The sequence below is a fragment of the Agrobacterium larrymoorei genome, assembly GCF_030819275.1.
GTDB classification, from domain to species: domain Bacteria; phylum Pseudomonadota; class Alphaproteobacteria; order Rhizobiales; family Rhizobiaceae; genus Agrobacterium; species Agrobacterium larrymoorei_B.
On sequence record NZ_JAUTBL010000001.1, the window covers coordinates 81,503 to 99,897 of the forward strand.

The following is an 18,395-nucleotide window of genomic DNA, read 5'->3' on the forward strand; positions in this document are numbered from 1 at the left end:
AAATGTAACGAGGGTACCCTTGCCTCACATCGTTCGAGGTCAGGCCAGATGCGCTATTCCGCTTTTTCCATTTTGATGAACGGCCTTCGTGGCAACAAGGTCTGGAAGCCCGCTTGGCGGGATCCCGCGCCCAAGGCGCATTACGATGTCATCATAGTTGGTGGCGGCGGACACGGGCTGGCAACAGCCTATTATCTCGCCAAGGAATTCGGCACCACCAATGTGGCAGTACTGGAAAAGAACTATATCGGCTCCGGTAATGTCGGACGCAACACCACGATCATCCGCTCCAACTATCTCCTGCCTGGCAATAATCCTTTCTATGAGCTGTCGATGAAGCTGTGGGAAGGCCTGGAGCAGGATTTCAACTTCAACGCCATGGTCTCCCAACGCGGCGTCCTCAACCTCTATCATTCCGATGCACAGCGCGATGCCTATACCAGGCGCGGCAATGCCATGCGTCTGCATGGTGTCGATGCCGAATTGCTCGATCGTAGTGCCGTCAAATCCATGCTGCCATTTCTCGATTTCGACAATGCGCGCTTCCCCATCCAAGGCGGCTTGTTGCAGCGGCGCGGCGGCACAGTGCGTCATGATGCCGTCGCCTGGGGCTATGCGCGCGGGGCAGATCAACGCGGCGTCGACATCATCCAGGGCTGCGAAGTGACCGGCATCCGCCGCGAAAACGGCAAAGTGGTCGGCGTAGAGACGAGCCGCGGCTTTATCGGCTGCGACAAGCTGGCGCTCGCGGCAGCCGGTAGTTCCTCACAGGTGGCGGCAATGGCCGGGCTGCGCCTGCCGATCGAAAGCCACGTGCTGCAAGCCTTCGTCTCGGAAGGCCTGAAGCCCTTCATCGATGGCGTTGTCACCTTTGGTGCCGGACATTTCTACGTCTCGCAATCCGACAAGGGTGGCCTCGTCTTCGGCGGTGATATCGACGGCTATAATTCCTACGCGCAGCGCGGCAACCTGGCGACGGTCGAACACGTCGCGGAGGCCGGCAAGGCGATGATCCCTGCGCTTTCCCGCGTTCGCGTGCTGCGCTCCTGGGGCGGCATCATGGATATGTCGATGGATGGTTCGCCGATCATCGACCGCACCGGTATCGACAATCTCTATCTGAATGCCGGCTGGTGCTACGGCGGCTTCAAGGCAACGCCCGCCTCCGGCTTCTGCTTTGCCCATCTTCTGGCGCGCGGCGCGCCGCAGGAAACGGCAACCGCGTTCCGTCTGGACCGCTTTCAACGCGGCTATCTCATCGACGAAAAGGGTCAGGGCGCCCAGCCCAATCTTCACTGACAAGGCGGATCAAGGACGTTCGAAATGGCAAGTCTCGTGCCCTGCCCGCATTGCGGGCCAAGACCTAAGGAAGAGTTCACCATCAAGGGTGCCGTTCTTCAGCGACCCGCACCGGACGCTAGCGCCGAGGCATGGTTCGACTATGTCTATCTGCGCGACAATCCGCGTGGCGACTATGAGGAATATTGGCACCACACCGCAGGCTGCCGCCGGTGGCTGGTGGTGACCCGCAGCACGGCGACCCACGCCATCAGCGCCTGCGAAGACGCCGCCGATAAGACAAAGGTGAAAAGCGCATGACATCCCACCGCCTGACCGCTGGCGGTCTGATCGACCGCTCAAAGCCGCTCTCCTTCACCTTCGATGGCAAGACGATGCAGGGGTTCCAAGGCGATAGCCTCGCCTCTGCCCTGCTCGCAAACGGCCAGCAGCTCGTTGGCCGCAGCTTCAAATATCACCGCCCGCGCGGCATCCTGACAGCGGGTGCGGCAGAACCGAACGCGCTGATGACAATCGGCAAGGGCGGCAGAACCGAGCCCAATACCCGCGCCACGATGCAGGAGCTTTATGCCGGTCTGGAAGCGCGAAGCCAAAACCGATGGCCATCTCTCGACTTCGACGTCGGCGCGATGACCGGACTGATCTCGCCGTTCCTCAGCGCAGGCTTCTACTACAAGACCTTCATGTGGCCCGCAGCCTTCTGGGAAAAGCTCTACGAGCCCTTCATCCGCCGCGCGGCAGGCCTCGGCAAGGCAACCTATGAGGCCGATCCCGACTCCTATGACAAATGCTGGGCGCATTGCGATCTGTTGGTGATCGGCGCCGGTGCTGCTGGCCTTACTGCGGCTCTGACCGCCGGACGGGCTGGCGCGCGGGTGATCCTTATCGATGAGCATTCCGTCGCAGGCGGCACACTTCTTTCGGAAACGGCGACCATTGGCGGCACCAGCGCGCCGGAATTTGCTGCAACCTGCATTGCCGAACTGGACTCTCTGCCGAATGTCACTGTCCTTACCAGAACGACCGCCTTCGGCTGGTATGATGGCAATGTGTTCGGCGCAGTCGAGCGCGTGCAGAAACATCTGCCCGATCCTAAGCCCACTATTCCGGTTGAGCGTCTGTGGCGCATCGTCGCGAAGCGCGCCCTGCTTGCAACCGGCGCTGAAGAACGGCCCCTGGTTTTCGGCGGCAACGATGTCCCCGGTGTGATGATGGCAGGCGCAATGCGCAGCTATCTCAACCGCTACGCGGTCAGCCCCGGCAAAGCGACGGCGATCTTCACGACCAATGACAGCGGCTATGCGCTGGCCCGCGATCTGGAAGCGAAAGGCGTCCCGCTTGTCGCCATTATCGATAGCCGCAGTGAGGGAAACCTCTCGTACGCGGGCAAAGCCCGTGTCATCAAAGGCGGCGTCGTTGCCAATACCAAGGGTAGCAAGGCGCTCGCCGGCGTCGAAGTCTACAGAAATGGCAGCACCGAACATCTGGATGTCGATGCGCTCGCCATGTCCGGCGGTTTCAGTCCGGTCATTCACCTCGCCTGTCACCGGGGCGGAAAACCCGTATGGTCTGACGAAGAGACAGCCTTCCTTGCGCCCGGTCATCTCGATGGGCTGGATCTCGCCGGTGCCGTCTCTGCCACGCATGGCCTCGCCGCATGCCTTGAAGACGGCGCCAACAAGGGTGCCGCACTGGCCCAAGCTCTCGGCTTTGCCACAACCGCACCTTCCTTTGGACAGGTTGAAAACGATATTGTTGTCCCGCCGGCAAAGGCGCTTTGGTCCATTCCGAGCGTTAAGGCAAAGGCCTTCGTCGATTACCAGAACGATGTGCATCGCAAGGATCTCGGCCTGGCTGTGGCCGAAGGCTATGCCCATGTGGAGCTTGCCAAGCGCTACACGACCAATGGTATGGCGACCGACCAGGGCAAGCTTTCCAACGTCAACGCCATCGGACTTCTTGCCGAAGCGCGCGGCGTGTCTCCCGCAGAGGTGGGCACCACTACCTTCCGGCCCTTCTACACGCCGGTTTCCTTCGGTGCACTGACAGGCGCCTACCATGGCCACCATTTCCAGCCGGTGCGCAAATCACCGCTGCATGGCTGGGCAGAGAAGAACGGCGCGGTGTTTGTCGAAACCGGGCTCTGGTATCGCTCCTCCTGGTTTCCGCGCAAGGGCGAAAACGGCTGGCGAGAAAGTGTCGACCCGCGAAGTTCTGAATGTCCGGAAGAATGCAGGGCTCTGCGATGTCTCGATGCTCGGAAAGATCGAGATTTGTGGGCGCGATGCCGCGGAATTCCTCAACCGCGTCTATTGCAATGCGTTCCTCAAACTTCCCGTCGGCAAGGCACGTTATGGCCTGATGCTGCGCGAGGACGGCATGATCTATGATGATGGCACGACGAGCAGGCTGGACGAGAACCGGTATTTTATGACGACGACAACGGCCTATGCCGCAGGCGTGATGAACCATCTGGAATTCTGCGCCCAGGCCCTGTGGCCTGATCTCGACGTGCGATTGGCATCCGTTACCGATCAATGGGCGCAGATGGCGATTGCTGGACCGAAGTCCAGAACCATTCTCGAAAAGATCGTTGACGACGATCTTTCGAACGACGCCTTTCCGTTCCTCGCTGCGAAAGAGGTCTCGCTCTTCGGTGGTCAGTTGCACGGGCGTCTGTTTCGCATCTCCTTCTCCGGCGAACTTGCTTATGAGCTCGCCGTTCCCGCGGGCTATGGCGAAAGTGTCGCTGACGCACTGATGCAAGCTGGCGCGCCGGAGGGCATCATGCCCTATGGCGTCGAGGCGCTGAGCGTCCTGCGCGTCGAGAAAGGTCACGTGACCCACAATGAAATCAACGGCACGGTCGTGCCGGCCGATCTCGGCTTTGGCAAAATGGTGTCTGCCACCAAAGCGGATTTCATCGGCAAGAACATGTTGGAGCGCGAAGGGCTTTCCGCCAGTAACCGGCCAAGCCTGGTCGGCGTCGCGCCCATCGACAAAGGCCAGAGCTTCCGCACCGGCTCCCATATTCTGGCAAAGGATGCCGAGGCGACGCTTGAAAACGATCAGGGCTATGTGACGTCCAGCGCTTTCTCACCGCATATCGGCTCCACCATCGGCCTTGCCTTGGTCAAAAATGGCAGAAACCGGCATGGCGAAGAGGTGATGGTTTGGAACGGCCTTCGCAACGAATTCACCGCCGCGCGCCTCTGCGATCCGGTTTTCGTCGACCCCAAGAACGAGAAGCTCCATGTCTGATCCACGGCTCGATTTCAAATCCGGTTACCAGCCCCTTCTCCGTCCCGTGCTCGGCGCAAAAAGAGCGATCTCCTCAGACGCGATCCGGTTGTCGCCATTGCCGGAAGGCACCATTATCCATATCCTCGCAACACCGGGCGCAGCGGAGGTGGAAAACCACCTTCACGCATTGAAGAAAGGCGCTGTTCGCGCCGTGTCTCCGGGGCAATGGTTTATCGTCAGCGACGAGATCATGTCTCATGCCGAAATGACAGCGTTCTTCATTCAGCTTGAACCGCAGGCAACAGCGGTGGATCAGAGCCAAGGCCGTGTGCGTCTGCGGATCGAAGGCAGAATGGTTGAGCGTGTGCTGGCAAAAGGCACGGCGGTCGATCTCTCGATCCATGTCTTTCCGATCGGCCACTCTGCCACAACGCTGATCGGGCATATCACTGCGCATGTGACGCGCATAGAAGACCACGCTTTTGAGATCCTCGTCCTGCGTGGCTTCGCCGAAAGCCTTTGGGACGATCTCGTCCGCATGTGTCAGGAATTCGCCTGATCAACGGCCTCTGCCATGGATAGATCCGGGACGATCACAGCCAGTGCTGAATTTCCAGGCGGCTGCCGTCGCTGAAGCGCGAGAAACGGAAGGGCGACGGGTCCACACATGGCGCATCGCCCGTCGCAAGGTCGCTGAGAAGACGCCCCGCACCGGGGCCAATTCCGAAGCCATGACCGGAAAAGCCCGTTCCTATGATCAAACCCGGCAGTGCCTCCACCTGGGATATGACAGGAATGACGTCCGGCATGGTATCGATCATGCCGCCCCACGACTGGGCAATCGCCACATCCCGCAAGGCGGGAACGCTGGCCCGCATATGAGCCTCGACCTTCGTCAAAAAGCTTTTATCCGGCGAGGGATCGAGAACACGGATTTTCTCGTAAATGCTTTTTTCGGTTAAAGACCGTGCCCTGTGCCCTATCAACGCGTCAAAGAAGGGTTTGCCGAAGTTGAACGTGAGGGAGTTCCGCTCCATCCGAAAGGCCGGAAAAAATTCACGGAAGAAGCGGAAGCTGTCCGGGACGATGTCGACAAGGCTGGTGGCGGATGACGCGACCGTATAGCCGCCATCCATCCTCTTGCGAAGGGTGAAGTCAGAGAAGCCCACCGTCGGTTCGATGCCTGCTTCGACAGGGGCGGTTCTCATCACGGATGACAGAACTTTGAGCTGCGGCAAACGAACTCCATGGCGACGAAGAAAATGCGAAGACCAAACGCCTCCCGCAACAATCACCGTGGAAGCTCTGATCCGTCCTTTTTCGGTCACCACACCTGCGACGCGGCCTGCCTCTATATCGAGACCTCGCACGGCGCAGTTCTGCAAGATAACCGCACCATCCCTCTGCGCCCGGGCCGCAATTGCCGGAGCCGCCAGTTGGGGTTCGGCTGCAGCGTCCTGAGGAACGAAGATACCGCCAAACGTCTTCCGCTCCAGCCCGGTAACCACGTGTGCCACGTCATCATGGGCGAGATTTCGGACATCGATGCCGAAATCGCGTGCGGCGCCCGCCCATCTGTCGTACCGCTCGCGCGTCTGCGCAGTTTTCGCCGTATAGATGATGCCTCGTTTGCGATACCCGACATCCACTCCGGTCTCCTGATGCAGCGTTTCCCAGATCGAGTGGGCCTGGAGCATGAGCGGCAGTTCGCGCGTATCACGGCCCGCAAGCCTTACCCAACCCCAATTTCGCCCGGACTGTTCGCCACCAACGAAGCCTTTCTCCAATACGGCCACACGGATGCCTCGGCGGGCCAGCTCGAACGCTGCTGAGACGCCGATAATGCCGCCTCCGACGATGGCGACATCGACAGCACTTGGAACCTGTTCGGCACTCACGACTGGCGTGATGGGGGGCATGCGATAAGGGAATGAAACACTCATGTCAGTAGCAGTCTTCCACGCTGAAATGTACCGGAATTTCCGAGATGCTGGCCGTGGGAGGAAGCTCCAAGACCATGTGCACGATCTTCGCAACATCTTCCGGCCGTGTCAGTTCACTGCTGTCCCGCCCTGCCAGTGAATTGCCCATGTCCGTGGCGACGAAGCTCGGGCAGATGATCGTCGAGCGGACGTCATTGTCCTTGCCGCACTGGCGAAGCGCGTGGCCGAGTGCAACCAAGGCGAATTTGGACATGGCATACAGTCCGGAATTTGCCGACTTCACTCTTTTGCCGGAGAGAGACGCGACCGTAACGATGCGTCCTGCCTGCGCTCCTGCCAGATGCGGCCAGGCAAGCTGGGAAAGACGCATCGGAGACTTGACGTTGACGTCGAAAATCAAGTCGAAATCTTCCTGTCCAGCTTCGAGCACCGACTTTGGAATCATGATACCGGCATTATGAACCAGCCCGTCCAGCCGTCCGAAACGGGCGACTGTTGCGTCCACCCATTTTCGCTCGCTTTCAGGATCGAGTGCATCAAAATGGCACAGCAATGCGTCTGGATGGCCAGAATAGCTCGAAGATGCAGGCGTGCGCATCCCAAGGCTGACGTTCCAGCCCGCAGAAAGGAGCTTTTCCGCAATGGCCGCGCCGATGCCGCGCGATGCTCCGCTGACCATAGCCACGCGCTTTGATGAGGTCATGCCCTTGTCCTTTCCATACATCGCCTCTGGTGGATCAGGCTGTCTTGAGGGCGACACGCTCTTGCGATTGCTCCTCGGGCAAATTCCGCATTCCCCAACCACCGCCACCGGGGGTCTCCACTATCACGGTTTCACCCGGCGCCAGCGTCACGGACCCCTTACCGGCCAGGGCTTTGATATTGCCTTGCCCGTCCCGAACGGAGTTTTGTCCGGTTGCTCCCGATGCGCCTCCGTGAAGGCCATAGGGTCCTGTCAGCCGCCGGTCGGATTGCAGCGAAACACGCGCCTCGTGATCGATAGCGGTGATGGCGCGGATCAGTCCTTCGCCACCGACATGATACCCGTCTCCTCCAGAGCCCTCACGAAGCTCGTAACGTTCGATGCGCAGAGGATAGCTGATCTCGAGCGCTTCCACAGGCGTGTTGAGCGTATTCGACATATTGGCATGGACACCGTGCATGCCGTTGCCGTAGGGCCGCCCGCCCTGCCCCCCGCCTATCGTTTCGATGTAGGTGTAGGGACGTGCATTTCTAGGGTCGCGCCCGCCAATGCCAATAAGGTTCATCGTACCCTGGCTGGCAGCGGCAATGCGCTCCGGCGCGATCTGAGCGAATGCGCGAAGCACGGTATCGGCCACGCGCTGCGTCGTCTCCGTATTGCCGGCGCAGACCGCAGCAGGTGCGCGCGCATCGAGAAAAGAGCCATGCGGAATGCGGATCTCGACAGGGCGCAGCACACCGGCATTTGGAGGAAGCGTGGCATCGGTCAGAATCTTGATGGCATAGAACACTGCCGAATGGGTCATAGGCTTTACCGCATTGACATTGCCGCGCCGCTGCGGTGCGGTACCCTCAAAATCGAACACAAGGCCGTCAGGAGAGACCTCGACCGCCACTTTGATGAGGACCCTTTCCGGGCTCGAACCATCATCGTCCAGCCAATCCTCCGCTTCGTATCGTCCCGGAGGAAGTTCGGCCAGGCGCTTCAGCATGCGCCGTTCCGAATAAGCCAGAATGGCGGACAGGCCTTCCTTCAGACCATCAACGCCAAACCGCGCCGCAAGCTCTTTGATGCGGGTTTCCCCCACGCGCAACGCCGCCAGTTGAGCATTAAGATCGCCGCGCCGCTCTTCCGGCGTGCGGACATTTGCAAGCACCATTCGCAGGATACCGCTCTGCTCCACACCGCTCTCGTAAAGCAGTACAGGCGGAATGATGAGGCCTTCCTGATAGATCTCGATTGAACTGCCAGGCATCGAGCCGGGCTCCATCCCGCCCACATCCGAATGATGTGCACGGCTGGCCACATGCGCAACCAGCAAGCCGTCCGCGAAGACTGGTGCAATCAGCGTAATGTCGGGCAGATGCGCACCGGCGATGAAGGGATCGTTGACGATAACGACATCGCCCTCCTTCAACGGCGGCAACTCGGCCAGCGTGGGGCCAACAGCCTTCAGCATCGACCCCAGATGAACGGGAACGTGTTCCGCCTGCGCAACAAGCTCCGCATCGGCGTTGAAGATGGCGCAGGACGCGTCCATGCGCTCCTTGATATTGGGAGAAAAGGCGGTGCATTTGAGAACGACGCCCATTTCCTGTGCGGACGCCTCCAATGCGTTGCGCAGCACTTCAAGACGGATAGGATCAAAACTGCTCATGCTGCTACCTCAATGATCAGGCTGCCGGATGTGTCAACGGTCAATCGATCACCCGGATAAAGGACGGTGGTGGAGGAGACTTCTTCAATGATGGCCGGACCAAGGATGACGTTGCCTGCCTTGAGCTTGTCGCGATCATAGACAGACGCTGTGTGAAAAGCGCCCTTGGTCCCGGTATCGCCCGGCTCATAATAAACCTGCCTATCGCCGGTGCGTGCATCGTCCGACGGGACAGGCCCACCCTCCTCCAGTTCAGGCAACACAGGCGTATCGATACGGCCAATGCCGGTGACACCGAACCCCGCAATCTCGATGGCCGCCTTCTGATCAGCGTGACCGAAACGGGCGCGGTGAGCAGCATGGAAGCGTTCAGGCAGTGCCGTCCACCAATCCGCTCCCCGTGGATCAACCGTAACAGGCAACTCGAACGACTGACCCTGATAACGCATATCGATGCGAACTTCCATCTCGCGGCGATCCTGTGCGACGCCATCGTGATCGAGATGCGCATCTGCCCGGTCCGTTAGCCGTTTGATCCGAGCTTCCGCTTCGGTCTTCGTCATCGCGTCATAAGCAACGACATGCGTCTCGACAAAATCATGACGCAGATCCGAGATCAACTGACCGAGAGCACACAGTATGCCTGGCGTGGGCGGGACCATCACACGCGGCATCTTTAACTCACGAGCAACGGGGCTGCCATGCATCGGGCCAGCACCGCCAAAGGGTACGAGCGCGAAATCGCGAGGATCATAACCGCGTTCGACAGACACCACGCGGATGCCGCGCACGATATTGGCATGGGCGACCCTCAATATTCCCGCCGCTGCCTCGTAGACGTCGAGGCCAAGCGGCTTGGCAATGACATTGTCTATCGCACTCAATGCGCCGTCCAGATCAAGCGTCATCGTGCCGCCGAGCCTCGATTCCGGTGAGAAACGTCCGAGCACCAGATTGGCATCCGTCACCGTGGGCAAGGTCGCGCCGCGACGATAACACACAGGCCCAGGCACGGCTTCGGCGCTCATCGGGCCCGCCCGCAACGCGCCACCATCGTCGATCCATGCGATGGAGCCACCGCCTGCACCGATGGCGTTGATATCGATGACCGGCAGCCGGATCGGCACCGTCTCCAGGCTTGCCGAACGGGTGATCTCCGGCCGTCCCGCGCGGATAAGGCTGATGTCGGTGGAGGTTCCGCCAATATCCATGGTGATGATGTCGGGAACGCCAGCCAAAGTCGCAACATGAGCACTGGCAACGACGCCGCCGGCAGGACCGGAAAGAACCGTGTGAACCGGTTTCAGGCGTGCGCCCTCTAGGCTCATCAATCCGCCCGCTGCATCCATAACCATGACCGGCCGGTCTGCTCCGAGTCCAAGGCCTTCCTTCTCATCCTGTAACATGCCGGAAAGTGAGGAAAGGTAGCGGTTCATCACCGGGCGGAGATAAGCGTTAAGGACGGCGGTCGAACCACGCTCATATTCACGGAATTCGGCATTGACCTCGACAGAGGCAGAAATTGCGACGTCTGGGAGCATTTCCGTCAGAATGTCGCGTGCCCGCAATTCGTGGGCGGCATTCGCGTAGGAGTGGAGGAAGAGGATGGCCACAGCCTCGACACCCGCGGCCTTCATCGCCTCACCCGCCGCCCGCACATCGCTCTCGTCCAGGGGCTGCAATTCTTCGCCTGTGGGCAGAATGCGACCGCGCGCGGTGAAACAAAGCTCCCGCGGCACGAGCGGCTCCGGCTTCACCTTGGTAAGATCGAACAGTGTTGGACGGTTCTGCCGCCCGATTTCGAGCATATCGCGAAAGCCGTGATTGGTGAGAAAGGCTGTCTTCGCCCCATTGCGCTGAATAACCGCATTGGTCGCGGTCGTCATACCATGACCGACATAGGCTACATCTTCGCCTCTTGCACCTTGAAGACCCAGCGCCTTGCGCAGACCCTCCAAGGTACCCAACGCTCGGTTCACGGGCGTCGTCGAAACCTTAGAGACGGTGATCGTCCTCGTTTTCTCATCATAGGCAATGCTGTCGGTGAACGTTCCACCGACATCGGAAGCAACGCGAATATGTGGGGTCATGACCAGCCCTCGTGCAACAGTAACGTTTCCGTTACAAAATCAGAAGTGTTCAGCGGTGTAAAGCGCTTTTACCCCGCACGTTTCAAAATTCATTTTCCAGTTACGAAGATGTCCATGCGACGGAAAAAGATGATATAGACCAGCCCTCAAAGGACCGAGTGCATGGACAGCGACGAACCTCAAACTCAAGGATCGAATAAGGCGCCATACGGAGCGCATGCCGCCCGAACTTTGCGCACACGCAAAGCAATTCTTGCCGCGGCAGCAGGCGAGTTTGTGGCGCACGGGCTCGAAGGCGCGAATATGGAGGCGATCGCCAACGCCGCAGGTGTGAACAAGGCGCTGATCTACCGCCACTTTTCTCGTAAGGAACTGTTGTTCCGCCACGTCCTGGAAGATGCCTACAGGGCAATGCGTGACGCTGAAGAGGCGCTGGACATGCCGGCAGATCCGGTGGCAGCGCTTGACTGCCTGACGGCCTTCACCTTCGACTATTATTGCAACAATCAATCCTTCCTGACGCTGGTCGGTATTGAAAACCTGCATGGGGGCGAAAACATTCGCGAATCTGAACGAGACATCGTGCATGCAGAAAATATTTCGCGCATGGTCGCCGGCATCTTGCAAAGAGGCGAGAATGCCGAGCTCTTCAGACCTGGCCTGGACCCGGTCGAACTTTGGCTTTCCATTTCCAATCTCTGCTGGGCGACGGTGTCCACGGTTCACACAATCCGCTTTACCTTCGAACGCGATGTTCTGGCCGAGCCAGCGCGCAGCGCGCGCCTTGCCCATATCCAGGAAATGGTACGGCGTTACGCCTTGTTGCCGAACCACTTGTAAGGAAGCGACTCTGTCATCAGCGCGATGCAGCGTTGAACCTCTTCGTCCGATACGCTGTTGGCCAGCGCCAGCAGCGACACGCCGGTTTCGCCATAGCGATTGTCGCCAGGCGCCGGGGCGAAAGCCAGAGTCCAGACCTCGTATCCTGCCGCCTTGCGTGTGCCGATCACGTATCCTTTCTCCAGGAACATCTCGATTTCCGAACGGATTGTATCGATGTCGAGCTTCCACATCTCGTAGTGTGGCGCATTGATCTCGAGTATCCGTTCGCGGGATTCCTTGTCGAGCCGCGCGATCATACAGACGCCCGCATGACCAATGCCAAGTGGAAGACGCCCGCCTACCCCAGACAGGAGAGGTTGAACCGGAGCAGCACTCAGTTGAAAATCGAGGCAGACCGACTCGAAACCCGAACGCGCCATTAGAAAGCTCGATATGCCGGTACCAGCGGTGACCGAAATCAGTGCGGGCCGAAAAAGATCCACCAGATCGCCGATACCCGGCACTCTCTGTGCTAAGGCGTAGATGGCATTTCCCAACCGGTAATTGCCACGACGCCCACTTTGTTCGACGAAGCCGTAATGGGAAAGCCCCGTCAACGCGCGATGAACGGCCGATTTGGCGTCGCCGATCGCTTCGGCGATTTCTGCAAGGCTCATGCCTGCGCGGCCTCCATTGCCCAGCGCCAGCAATATTTCGGCTCCCCGTTCGACATTGCTGGAAGACTGCTTTGCCATTCCGTTCCTCGATCTCCAGTGAATATAACATGGACCAAAATCCGATTATTGGAACCGATACGGAAGTGAGATGCGACAGTCAAGCACAACAATGGGTTGCGCAACTTCGTATTCTGCTGAAAAAAGACCCGGGTCTCGGCTACCGAGAGCCCGGGCCAGGTGGGAAATCAAATGCTCTTAGCGAGCCGCGCATTTTCGAGCGGAACACGTCCATCACGTAGATCGGCGGCGGCAGATGCAGAATCCCGTCTCTCTGGGTCACCGTATCCGCCAGCCCCAGGCGTTATGATCTCCAGAATATCTCCCTTGTAGATATCGCCCGCACCGTTCACCAAACGCTCGGGAGCGCCTACAATGGTGAAGGAGCCGTTGGCGCCTGGGAGGCCACCATTCAGACCCCATGGACGCGAGACGAAGCGTGAGCCACCGACCGATACGCGGCAGTCAGCCTCTGCTCGATAGACCCTTCGCAAACCCATGCCACCACGGAATTCACCTGCGCCGCCGGAACCATCGACCAGTTCGTAGGCCATCAAGGTCAGCGGATATTCGGTTTCAAGCGACTCGAGCGGCAGATTGGACGTGTTCGTCATGTGCACATGCACACCGTCGAGCCCGTCCTTGTTGTGTCGCGCTCCGAACCCACCGCCGATCGTTTCGAGATAGACCCAGAGACTACCGTCAGGGCGCGTGCCCGAAAAGCTTGCTACCGCCACCGAACCGTTGCAGGCTGCTGTAACGCGGTGCGGCACGACCTTTGCCAGCGCGCCATGAATAAGATCCACCACCCGCTGGCATGCGGCAATACGTCCATCCACCGCCGCAGGATGCGCGCAATTCAGCAACGTTCCCTTTTCGGCAGTGACATGGATAGGCCTTGCAAGCCCCGCATTGGGCAGAACCGTGGGATCGACAACGGTCTTCACGGCGTAATACACGGTGGAAAGAAGGGCGGTGTAGACGACGTTCAACCCGGCACGGACCTGTGGCGGGCTGACGAAATCGAGATGCATCTCATCGCCTTTGACAACGATCGTGACGGAAAATTCAAGCTGTTCGCGCAGCGACTCGGCGTCGAACAGATCAGAAAACTGATAGGTGCCATCCGGGATGGAGGCGATGCCCGCCCTCATCTTGCGCTCTGCATAATCCATCAGTTCGCGACCTGCCGCGAGAACGGTCTCAGTCGAATACTTATCACACAGTTCCTTGAAACGTGTGACCCCAAGACGGTTTGCGGCCATCTGCGCACGCAGGTCCGACATGCGCTCATGCGGCACCTGGCAGTTCAGTAGAAATAGCTTCTGAATATCGTCCTGAAGTATTCCCTTGCGATAAAGCCGAACGGGAGGAATGCGGATTCCCTCCTGATAGATATGCGCATGCCCACGGTCGGCAAAGTCGGAGTGATGCGCCGTGTTGATTGCCCAGGCCGTCAGCTTACCGTCATGGAATATCGGTTCGGCCAGCACGATATCCGGCAAATGCGTACCGCCGCCCTCATAGGCATCGTTACCGATGAACACGTCGCCGGGAGCGAGGCTCCCCGCGTCCACATGGTTCAGAATATAGGGGATGAAGCCGATGAAGGACCCGAGATGCATGGGAATATGCTCTGCCTGGCAAAGCATATAACCGCTTGCATCGAAGAGTGCCGTGGAGCAATCGCGCCGTTCCTTGATATTGGTGGAGTAACTGGCCCGAACGAGAGCCTCGCCCATTTCTTCAACGGTGGAAGCGAATGCACTGCCGATCACCTCGACTGTGATGGGATTGAGGGATGGGGCGGTATTTTCGGCGATGGCAACCTTCGTCATCACTTCTCCTCCACGATAAGATTGAGGTAGGCGTCGACCTTTGCGGTATAGCCGACAGGCAAGACAGTGGTGGAATCCATCTGGTCGATAATCGCAGGGCCCGCCACGAGGTTGCCCGGCTTCAGCAGCTCACGATCGTAAAGCGTCGCCGGAGTGAAGCCACCTGCTTCCGCCATCCATACATCGCGCATGCCGGTGACAGCTTGGGATGAATCCTCACCCTCGATCGGGCGTGGTTTGAAGGCAGCTTTCTCGACCCGCCCGCTGGCGGCAAGGCGGTACGTAACGAGTTGAACCGGCTCTCCCTCCGCAACGAAGCCGTAAAGCTGGCGATGCGCCTGCTCGAAACGCTCATTGATCAACCGCAGAGTCTCGGCGTTAACTGGGCCGTCCGGTACCGCAACGGCAATCTCATAATTCTGTCCGGCGTAACGGCAATCCACCGTGCGGTTGACAATACGTGCGGCAGGAAGGATTTTTTCCCGCTCGAACCATGTATCCGCCCGCTCAGCGAGACCGGCATACAAGCCCGACAGCGTATCCACATCCACGTCATCAAGGCGATGCAGAACCGTCGCGGAAAAATCCGTCCTCAGATCGGTCATCAGCAGGCCGAGCGCGCAAAGGACGCCAGGCGTTTTCGGAACGACGATCCGCCTCATGCCAAGCTCACGCGCAAGGCGAACCGCATGCACGGGACCCGCACCACCAAAAGCAACGAGCGCATAATCACGGGGGTCATGGCCGCGCTGCACGGAAATCACGCGGATTGCCTTCGCCATATTGGCGGTCACGATATCGAGAATGCCGTTGGCCGTCTCCAGAACGCCCATGCCCAGTTTATTTGCAAGCTTCTCAACGGCCTTGACCGATAGCGAACGGTCGATCTTCATCCGGCCGTTGAGCAAATATTCGGGGTGCTGTGTTTGCAAAACAACATTGGCATCCGTTACCGTGGGCTCATCGTTTCCGAGCCCGTAGCAGGCGGGCCCTGGATTAGCTCCCGCCGAGCGCGGCCCAACCTTGAGATGGTTGCCAGAGTCGATATAGGCGATCGACCCGCCCCCCGCACCGACGGTGTGGATGTCGAGCATCGGCGCTTTGATCGGATAACCATGGACGACCGATTCATTGACGACCCGGCATTGACCATCCGCCAAAAGCGCCACATCTGAACTGGTGCCGCCCATATCGAAGGTGATGAGATTGTCGATCCCCGTCATGCGGCCGACCGCCTGCGCGGCAACGACACCCGTCGATGGGCCCGACAGAACGGTACGAACAGGCATCTCCGCCGCGGCATCGAAGCTGATGACGCCACCATTCGACTGCGTCAATTGCGGCGCGACCACGATCCCCAAATCGGACAGCTTGCCGGACAGTGCCTTGACATAACCCTGCATCACAGGACCGAGATATGCATTGACGACCGTCGTCGATAGGCGTTCGAACTCACGAAATTCCGGAGCGATCCGGTGCGAGAACGAGTGAAAAGCCTCCGGAAACTCCTCCTTAAGAATGCGCGCTGCGATCTCCTCATGTTCGGCATGGCTGAAGGAATAGAGAAAGTTGATCGCAACAGCCTTCACGCCCGCCGCTTTTAGCGCCCGAACCGCTTCACGAAGACCCGCCTCATCGAGCGGCGTTTCTACCGTACCATCTGCCAGCACGCGCTCGGTGATCCCGAAACGCAGGTGGCGTTCAACCAGTAGTTCCGGCTTGTCCGCCTGCAAATCGTAAAGATCTGGGCGCTTCTGGCGTCCAATCTCCAGCAGATCGCGAAAGCCGCCCGTCGTCAGAAGTCCTGTTTTTACACCTCTGCCTTGGATAAGCGCGTTCGTAGCAACCGTGGTTCCATGCCCCACATACGACACTTCGCTCGCGTCGATCCCGACGCGCTCTATGCCGTCCGCCACGCCTTGCGTGATACCCCGGGAAGGATCGTCAGGCGTCGAAGACACCTTCCAGATCATCAGCTCGCCAGTCTCGTCCTCGAACAGACATACGTCAGTGAAAGTCCCGCCTGAATCCACGCCCACTCGCCATGCCATGGCCCGCTCCTTTTTTCGATACGCGCCGCATAAGACGTCCTCTCAAGCCCATCTGCGCGGCATTGCAGGCAAGCGTCGGGGTTCCAGACGCAGAGCTAGACACTCCGCACATCCGGTCGATCAACGAATTTCGCCTGTAATTGAAGCCTAGGGCGCCCCCTGACGACTTGTCAATTCAAATTCCATTATTACGACCAAATAAAATGATTAGTTCCAATATTCAGAATAAAGGCCAAAGCATCACGAAATTTTGCCAATAAATCGATCTTATTCCGATATTCAGTACAAACGGCTATCTCTGGACTAATTAATGGAATTTCTCTTGACACTCAGAAAAAGGTCTCTTTATTGTTTTCGATAACGACGGGACCAGTCCTGCACACTCTATTCGGACTGGTAGACACCAGGAAAAGGGGCCGCAGACGCATCACGCCGGCTGGCAAGCATGTATCAACACATAATGGGGAACTAACCATGATACTCGATCGCCGTACCCTTCTAAAACTCACTGCCGCTTCCGGTGCCGCCTTCGCGATGGGCGCGCCACAAGCCTTTTCTGCAGCGGGCTCCGACACATTGCGTATCGGCCTCTCGACATATCCGGCCCATCTTAAGCCATGGGTGAATGTCGGATATGCTGGCCAATTGCTCTCATCGCTGATTAATCGTTTCCTCATGGCCTACACGCCCGAAGGCAAGCTCGTCGGTGAACTTGCGGAAAGCTTTGAACGCGATGGCGACCGCACCTGGGTCGTAAAGCTCAAGGAGGCAAAGTTCTCCAACGGCCAGCCGGTGACATCTGCGGATGTTGAGTGGAACATCGAGAAGATCAAGGCCGAGGGATCGGGTGCCTCGACGCGTGACTCCATGATGGACGTCGAGAAAGTGGAAATCGTTGACGACCGCACCTTCAAGCTGATGACGAAGTTGCCGAATGCCGCGCTACCCGCTCTTTTCGCCAACCCCTTCCTCCAGATTATCGCCAAAGGTTCGACGGAGAAGCAGGATCACGGGATCGGTGCTGGTCCGTTTGTTCTGACGAACGCCGAAAAGGGTGTCGGTTTCGATCTTGAGGCCTCTCCGCATTATTTCAAAAGCGGCCTGCCGACATTCAAGAAGGCCCGTGTCACAGCCTACGCAGATGAAAACCTGCGAGTTGCCGCGATCACTGCCGGTGATGTGGATGTCATCGATTACGTTCCTTGGAGCGCAATGGACCAGCTCGACAAGGACGCGAATGTGAAGCTGGAGACCGTCGCTACAGGCGCCTTCATGTTCCTATCGTTCAATGGAGCGGGTGTATTCAAGGATGCCCGCCTTCGGCGTGCCGTCGCACTTGCAATTCGTCGCGAGGAAATCGTCAACGGTGTATTCTTTGGTCGCGGCGCTGTCCTCGGCGGCGTCCCCCGCTCGCAGACGACTCCCTTTTACAATGCAGAATTGGCGAACGCGCAGTCCTATGACCCGGACAAAGCAAAGTCGCTCATCAAGGAGGCAGGTGCGGAGGGTGTCACTGTTAATCTGCTGTCCACGGCACAATATGGAATGCACCGCGACACCGCCGTCATCGTGCAGGGTCATCTCGCCGAAGTTGGTATCAATGTCACGCTCACGCTGCCCGACTGGTCAACACGTGTTACGATGGGCAATCGCGGCCAGGGAGATTTTGCAGTCCAGGGACTTGGTCTTGAGACCTTCGATCCCGACGCTGCAAGTTCGCTGATTGACCCGACACTGTCTCCGACGTTCTTCCGCTCACGCAATTTCGAGGTTCCGGGGCTAACAGATCTTCTAGCGAAGGGTCGCGCCGAGTTCGATCTGGAGAAGCGCAAAGCCATTTATGCGGAAGTCGACAAACTCGTCATCGAGTACACGCCTTTCTGCGGGCTTTCATATCGCGCCACAGGCTTCGCGCACCTGAAGCAGGTCAAAGATTTCCACATGCTGCCGGATCAGATCTCCCCGTTTTCCGGGCGTCTCTTCGACGAGCTTTCGATATCGTAAGAACCGCGTCT

At 58.7% G+C, this 18,395-nt stretch carries 12 protein-coding genes and 1 pseudogene; 6 read left to right on the top strand and 7 right to left on the bottom strand.

Annotated features, from left to right (window positions below):
* Positions 1-48 precede the first annotated feature (48 nt).
* From QE408_RS00410 to QE408_RS00425, 4 genes and pseudogenes are all read left to right on the top strand, one after another.
* Complete coding sequence (locus QE408_RS00410; protein WP_306927549.1) at positions 49-1,299, top strand: sarcosine oxidase subunit beta family protein; 1,251 nt, start codon at positions 49-51, stop codon at positions 1,297-1,299.
* Between the two features lie 24 nt (positions 1,300-1,323).
* Positions 1,324-1,599, top strand: coding sequence for a sarcosine oxidase subunit delta (locus QE408_RS00415; RefSeq protein WP_306927550.1), 276 nt, complete (start codon positions 1,324-1,326; stop codon positions 1,597-1,599).
* Positions 1,596-4,560 (top strand): annotated as a pseudogene (locus QE408_RS00420) (sarcosine oxidase subunit alpha). Before QE408_RS00415 ends, QE408_RS00420 begins: the two are co-directional and overlap by 4 nt.
* A complete protein-coding gene (locus QE408_RS00425) occupies positions 4,553-5,101 on the top strand; it encodes a sarcosine oxidase subunit gamma (RefSeq protein WP_306927552.1) in 549 nt (182 codons plus the stop codon). Before QE408_RS00420 ends, QE408_RS00425 begins: the two are co-directional and overlap by 8 nt.
* 34 nt (positions 5,102-5,135) lie before the next feature.
* On the opposite strand, the gene QE408_RS00430 is transcribed toward QE408_RS00425, so the two are convergent.
* The 4 genes from QE408_RS00430 to QE408_RS00445 are packed head-to-tail and all read right to left on the bottom strand — an operon-like array spanning position 5,136 to position 10,935.
* Positions 5,136-6,485, bottom strand: a complete 1,350-nt coding sequence (locus tag QE408_RS00430; protein ID WP_306927554.1) for an NAD(P)/FAD-dependent oxidoreductase — start codon at positions 6,483-6,485, stop codon at positions 5,136-5,138.
* A gap of 1 nt (position 6,486) precedes the next feature.
* A complete protein-coding gene (locus QE408_RS00435; protein WP_306927556.1) occupies positions 6,487-7,188 on the bottom strand; it encodes an SDR family NAD(P)-dependent oxidoreductase in 702 nt (233 codons plus the stop codon).
* 34 nt (positions 7,189-7,222) lie between these two features.
* Entirely contained in the window at positions 7,223-8,845 is a 1,623-nt protein-coding gene (locus QE408_RS00440) for a hydantoinase B/oxoprolinase family protein (protein WP_306927558.1), read from the bottom strand.
* On the bottom strand, positions 8,842-10,935 hold the full coding sequence (locus QE408_RS00445) for a hydantoinase/oxoprolinase family protein (protein ID WP_306927560.1): 2,094 nt from the start codon (positions 10,933-10,935) through the stop codon (positions 8,842-8,844). The genes QE408_RS00440 and QE408_RS00445 overlap by 4 nt, the downstream gene beginning before the upstream one ends.
* 162 nt (positions 10,936-11,097) lie before the next feature.
* Here QE408_RS00445 and QE408_RS00450 point away from each other — a divergent pair, with 162 nt between their 5' ends.
* Complete coding sequence (locus QE408_RS00450) at positions 11,098-11,775, top strand: TetR/AcrR family transcriptional regulator (RefSeq protein ID WP_306927562.1); 678 nt, start codon at positions 11,098-11,100, stop codon at positions 11,773-11,775.
* Here QE408_RS00450 and QE408_RS00455 read toward each other — a convergent pair.
* The 3 genes from QE408_RS00455 to QE408_RS00465 all read right to left on the bottom strand — a co-directional run bounded on the left by QE408_RS00455 (position 11,748) and on the right by QE408_RS00465 (position 16,380).
* The gene (locus tag QE408_RS00455; RefSeq protein WP_306927564.1) at positions 11,748-12,512 is read right to left on the bottom strand and encodes an IclR family transcriptional regulator; all 765 of its coding nucleotides are present in this window, start codon (positions 12,510-12,512) and stop codon (positions 11,748-11,750) included. The two genes, QE408_RS00450 and QE408_RS00455, sit on opposite strands and share 28 nt — an antisense overlap.
* A 167-nt stretch (positions 12,513-12,679) precedes the next feature.
* Positions 12,680-14,329 (bottom strand): hydantoinase B/oxoprolinase family protein, encoded by a 1,650-nt coding sequence (locus QE408_RS00460; protein ID WP_306927566.1) that lies wholly within the window; start codon positions 14,327-14,329, stop codon positions 12,680-12,682.
* Positions 14,329-16,380 (bottom strand): hydantoinase/oxoprolinase family protein, encoded by a 2,052-nt coding sequence (locus QE408_RS00465; protein ID WP_306927568.1) that lies wholly within the window; start codon positions 16,378-16,380, stop codon positions 14,329-14,331. Before QE408_RS00465 ends, QE408_RS00460 begins: the two co-directional genes overlap by 1 nt.
* A gap of 474 nt (positions 16,381-16,854) precedes the next feature.
* On the opposite strand from QE408_RS00465, the gene QE408_RS00470 reads away from it, so the two are divergent.
* Positions 16,855-18,384, top strand: a complete 1,530-nt coding sequence (locus QE408_RS00470) for an ABC transporter substrate-binding protein (RefSeq protein ID WP_306927570.1) — start codon at positions 16,855-16,857, stop codon at positions 18,382-18,384.
* The last annotated feature ends 11 nt before the right edge of the window (positions 18,385-18,395 follow it).

What these genes read in the sequence shown, in the direction of transcription:
- QE408_RS00410 (WP_306927549.1), top strand. Translation starts at nt 49, where the DNA reads ATGCGCTATTCCGCTTTTTCCATTTTGATGAACGGCCTTCGTGGCAAC.
- QE408_RS00415 (WP_306927550.1), top strand. Translation starts at nt 1,324, where the DNA reads ATGGCAAGTCTCGTGCCCTGCCCGCATTGCGGGCCAAGACCTAAGGAA.
- QE408_RS00425 (WP_306927552.1), top strand. Translation starts at nt 4,553, where the DNA reads ATGTCTGATCCACGGCTCGATTTCAAATCCGGTTACCAGCCCCTTCTC.
- QE408_RS00430 (WP_306927554.1), bottom strand. Translation starts at nt 6,485, where the DNA reads ATGAGTGTTTCATTCCCTTATCGCATGCCCCCCATCACGCCAGTCGTG.
- QE408_RS00435 (WP_306927556.1), bottom strand. Translation starts at nt 7,188, where the DNA reads ATGACCTCATCAAAGCGCGTGGCTATGGTCAGCGGAGCATCGCGCGGC.
- QE408_RS00440 (WP_306927558.1), bottom strand. Translation starts at nt 8,845, where the DNA reads ATGAGCAGTTTTGATCCTATCCGTCTTGAAGTGCTGCGCAACGCATTG.
- QE408_RS00445 (WP_306927560.1), bottom strand. Translation starts at nt 10,935, where the DNA reads ATGACCCCACATATTCGCGTTGCTTCCGATGTCGGTGGAACGTTCACC.
- QE408_RS00450 (WP_306927562.1), top strand. Translation starts at nt 11,098, where the DNA reads ATGGACAGCGACGAACCTCAAACTCAAGGATCGAATAAGGCGCCATAC.
- QE408_RS00455 (WP_306927564.1), bottom strand. Translation starts at nt 12,512, where the DNA reads ATGGCAAAGCAGTCTTCCAGCAATGTCGAACGGGGAGCCGAAATATTG.
- QE408_RS00460 (WP_306927566.1), bottom strand. Translation starts at nt 14,329, where the DNA reads ATGACGAAGGTTGCCATCGCCGAAAATACCGCCCCATCCCTCAATCCC.
- QE408_RS00465 (WP_306927568.1), bottom strand. Translation starts at nt 16,380, where the DNA reads ATGGCATGGCGAGTGGGCGTGGATTCAGGCGGGACTTTCACTGACGTA.
- QE408_RS00470 (WP_306927570.1), top strand. Translation starts at nt 16,855, where the DNA reads ATGATACTCGATCGCCGTACCCTTCTAAAACTCACTGCCGCTTCCGGT.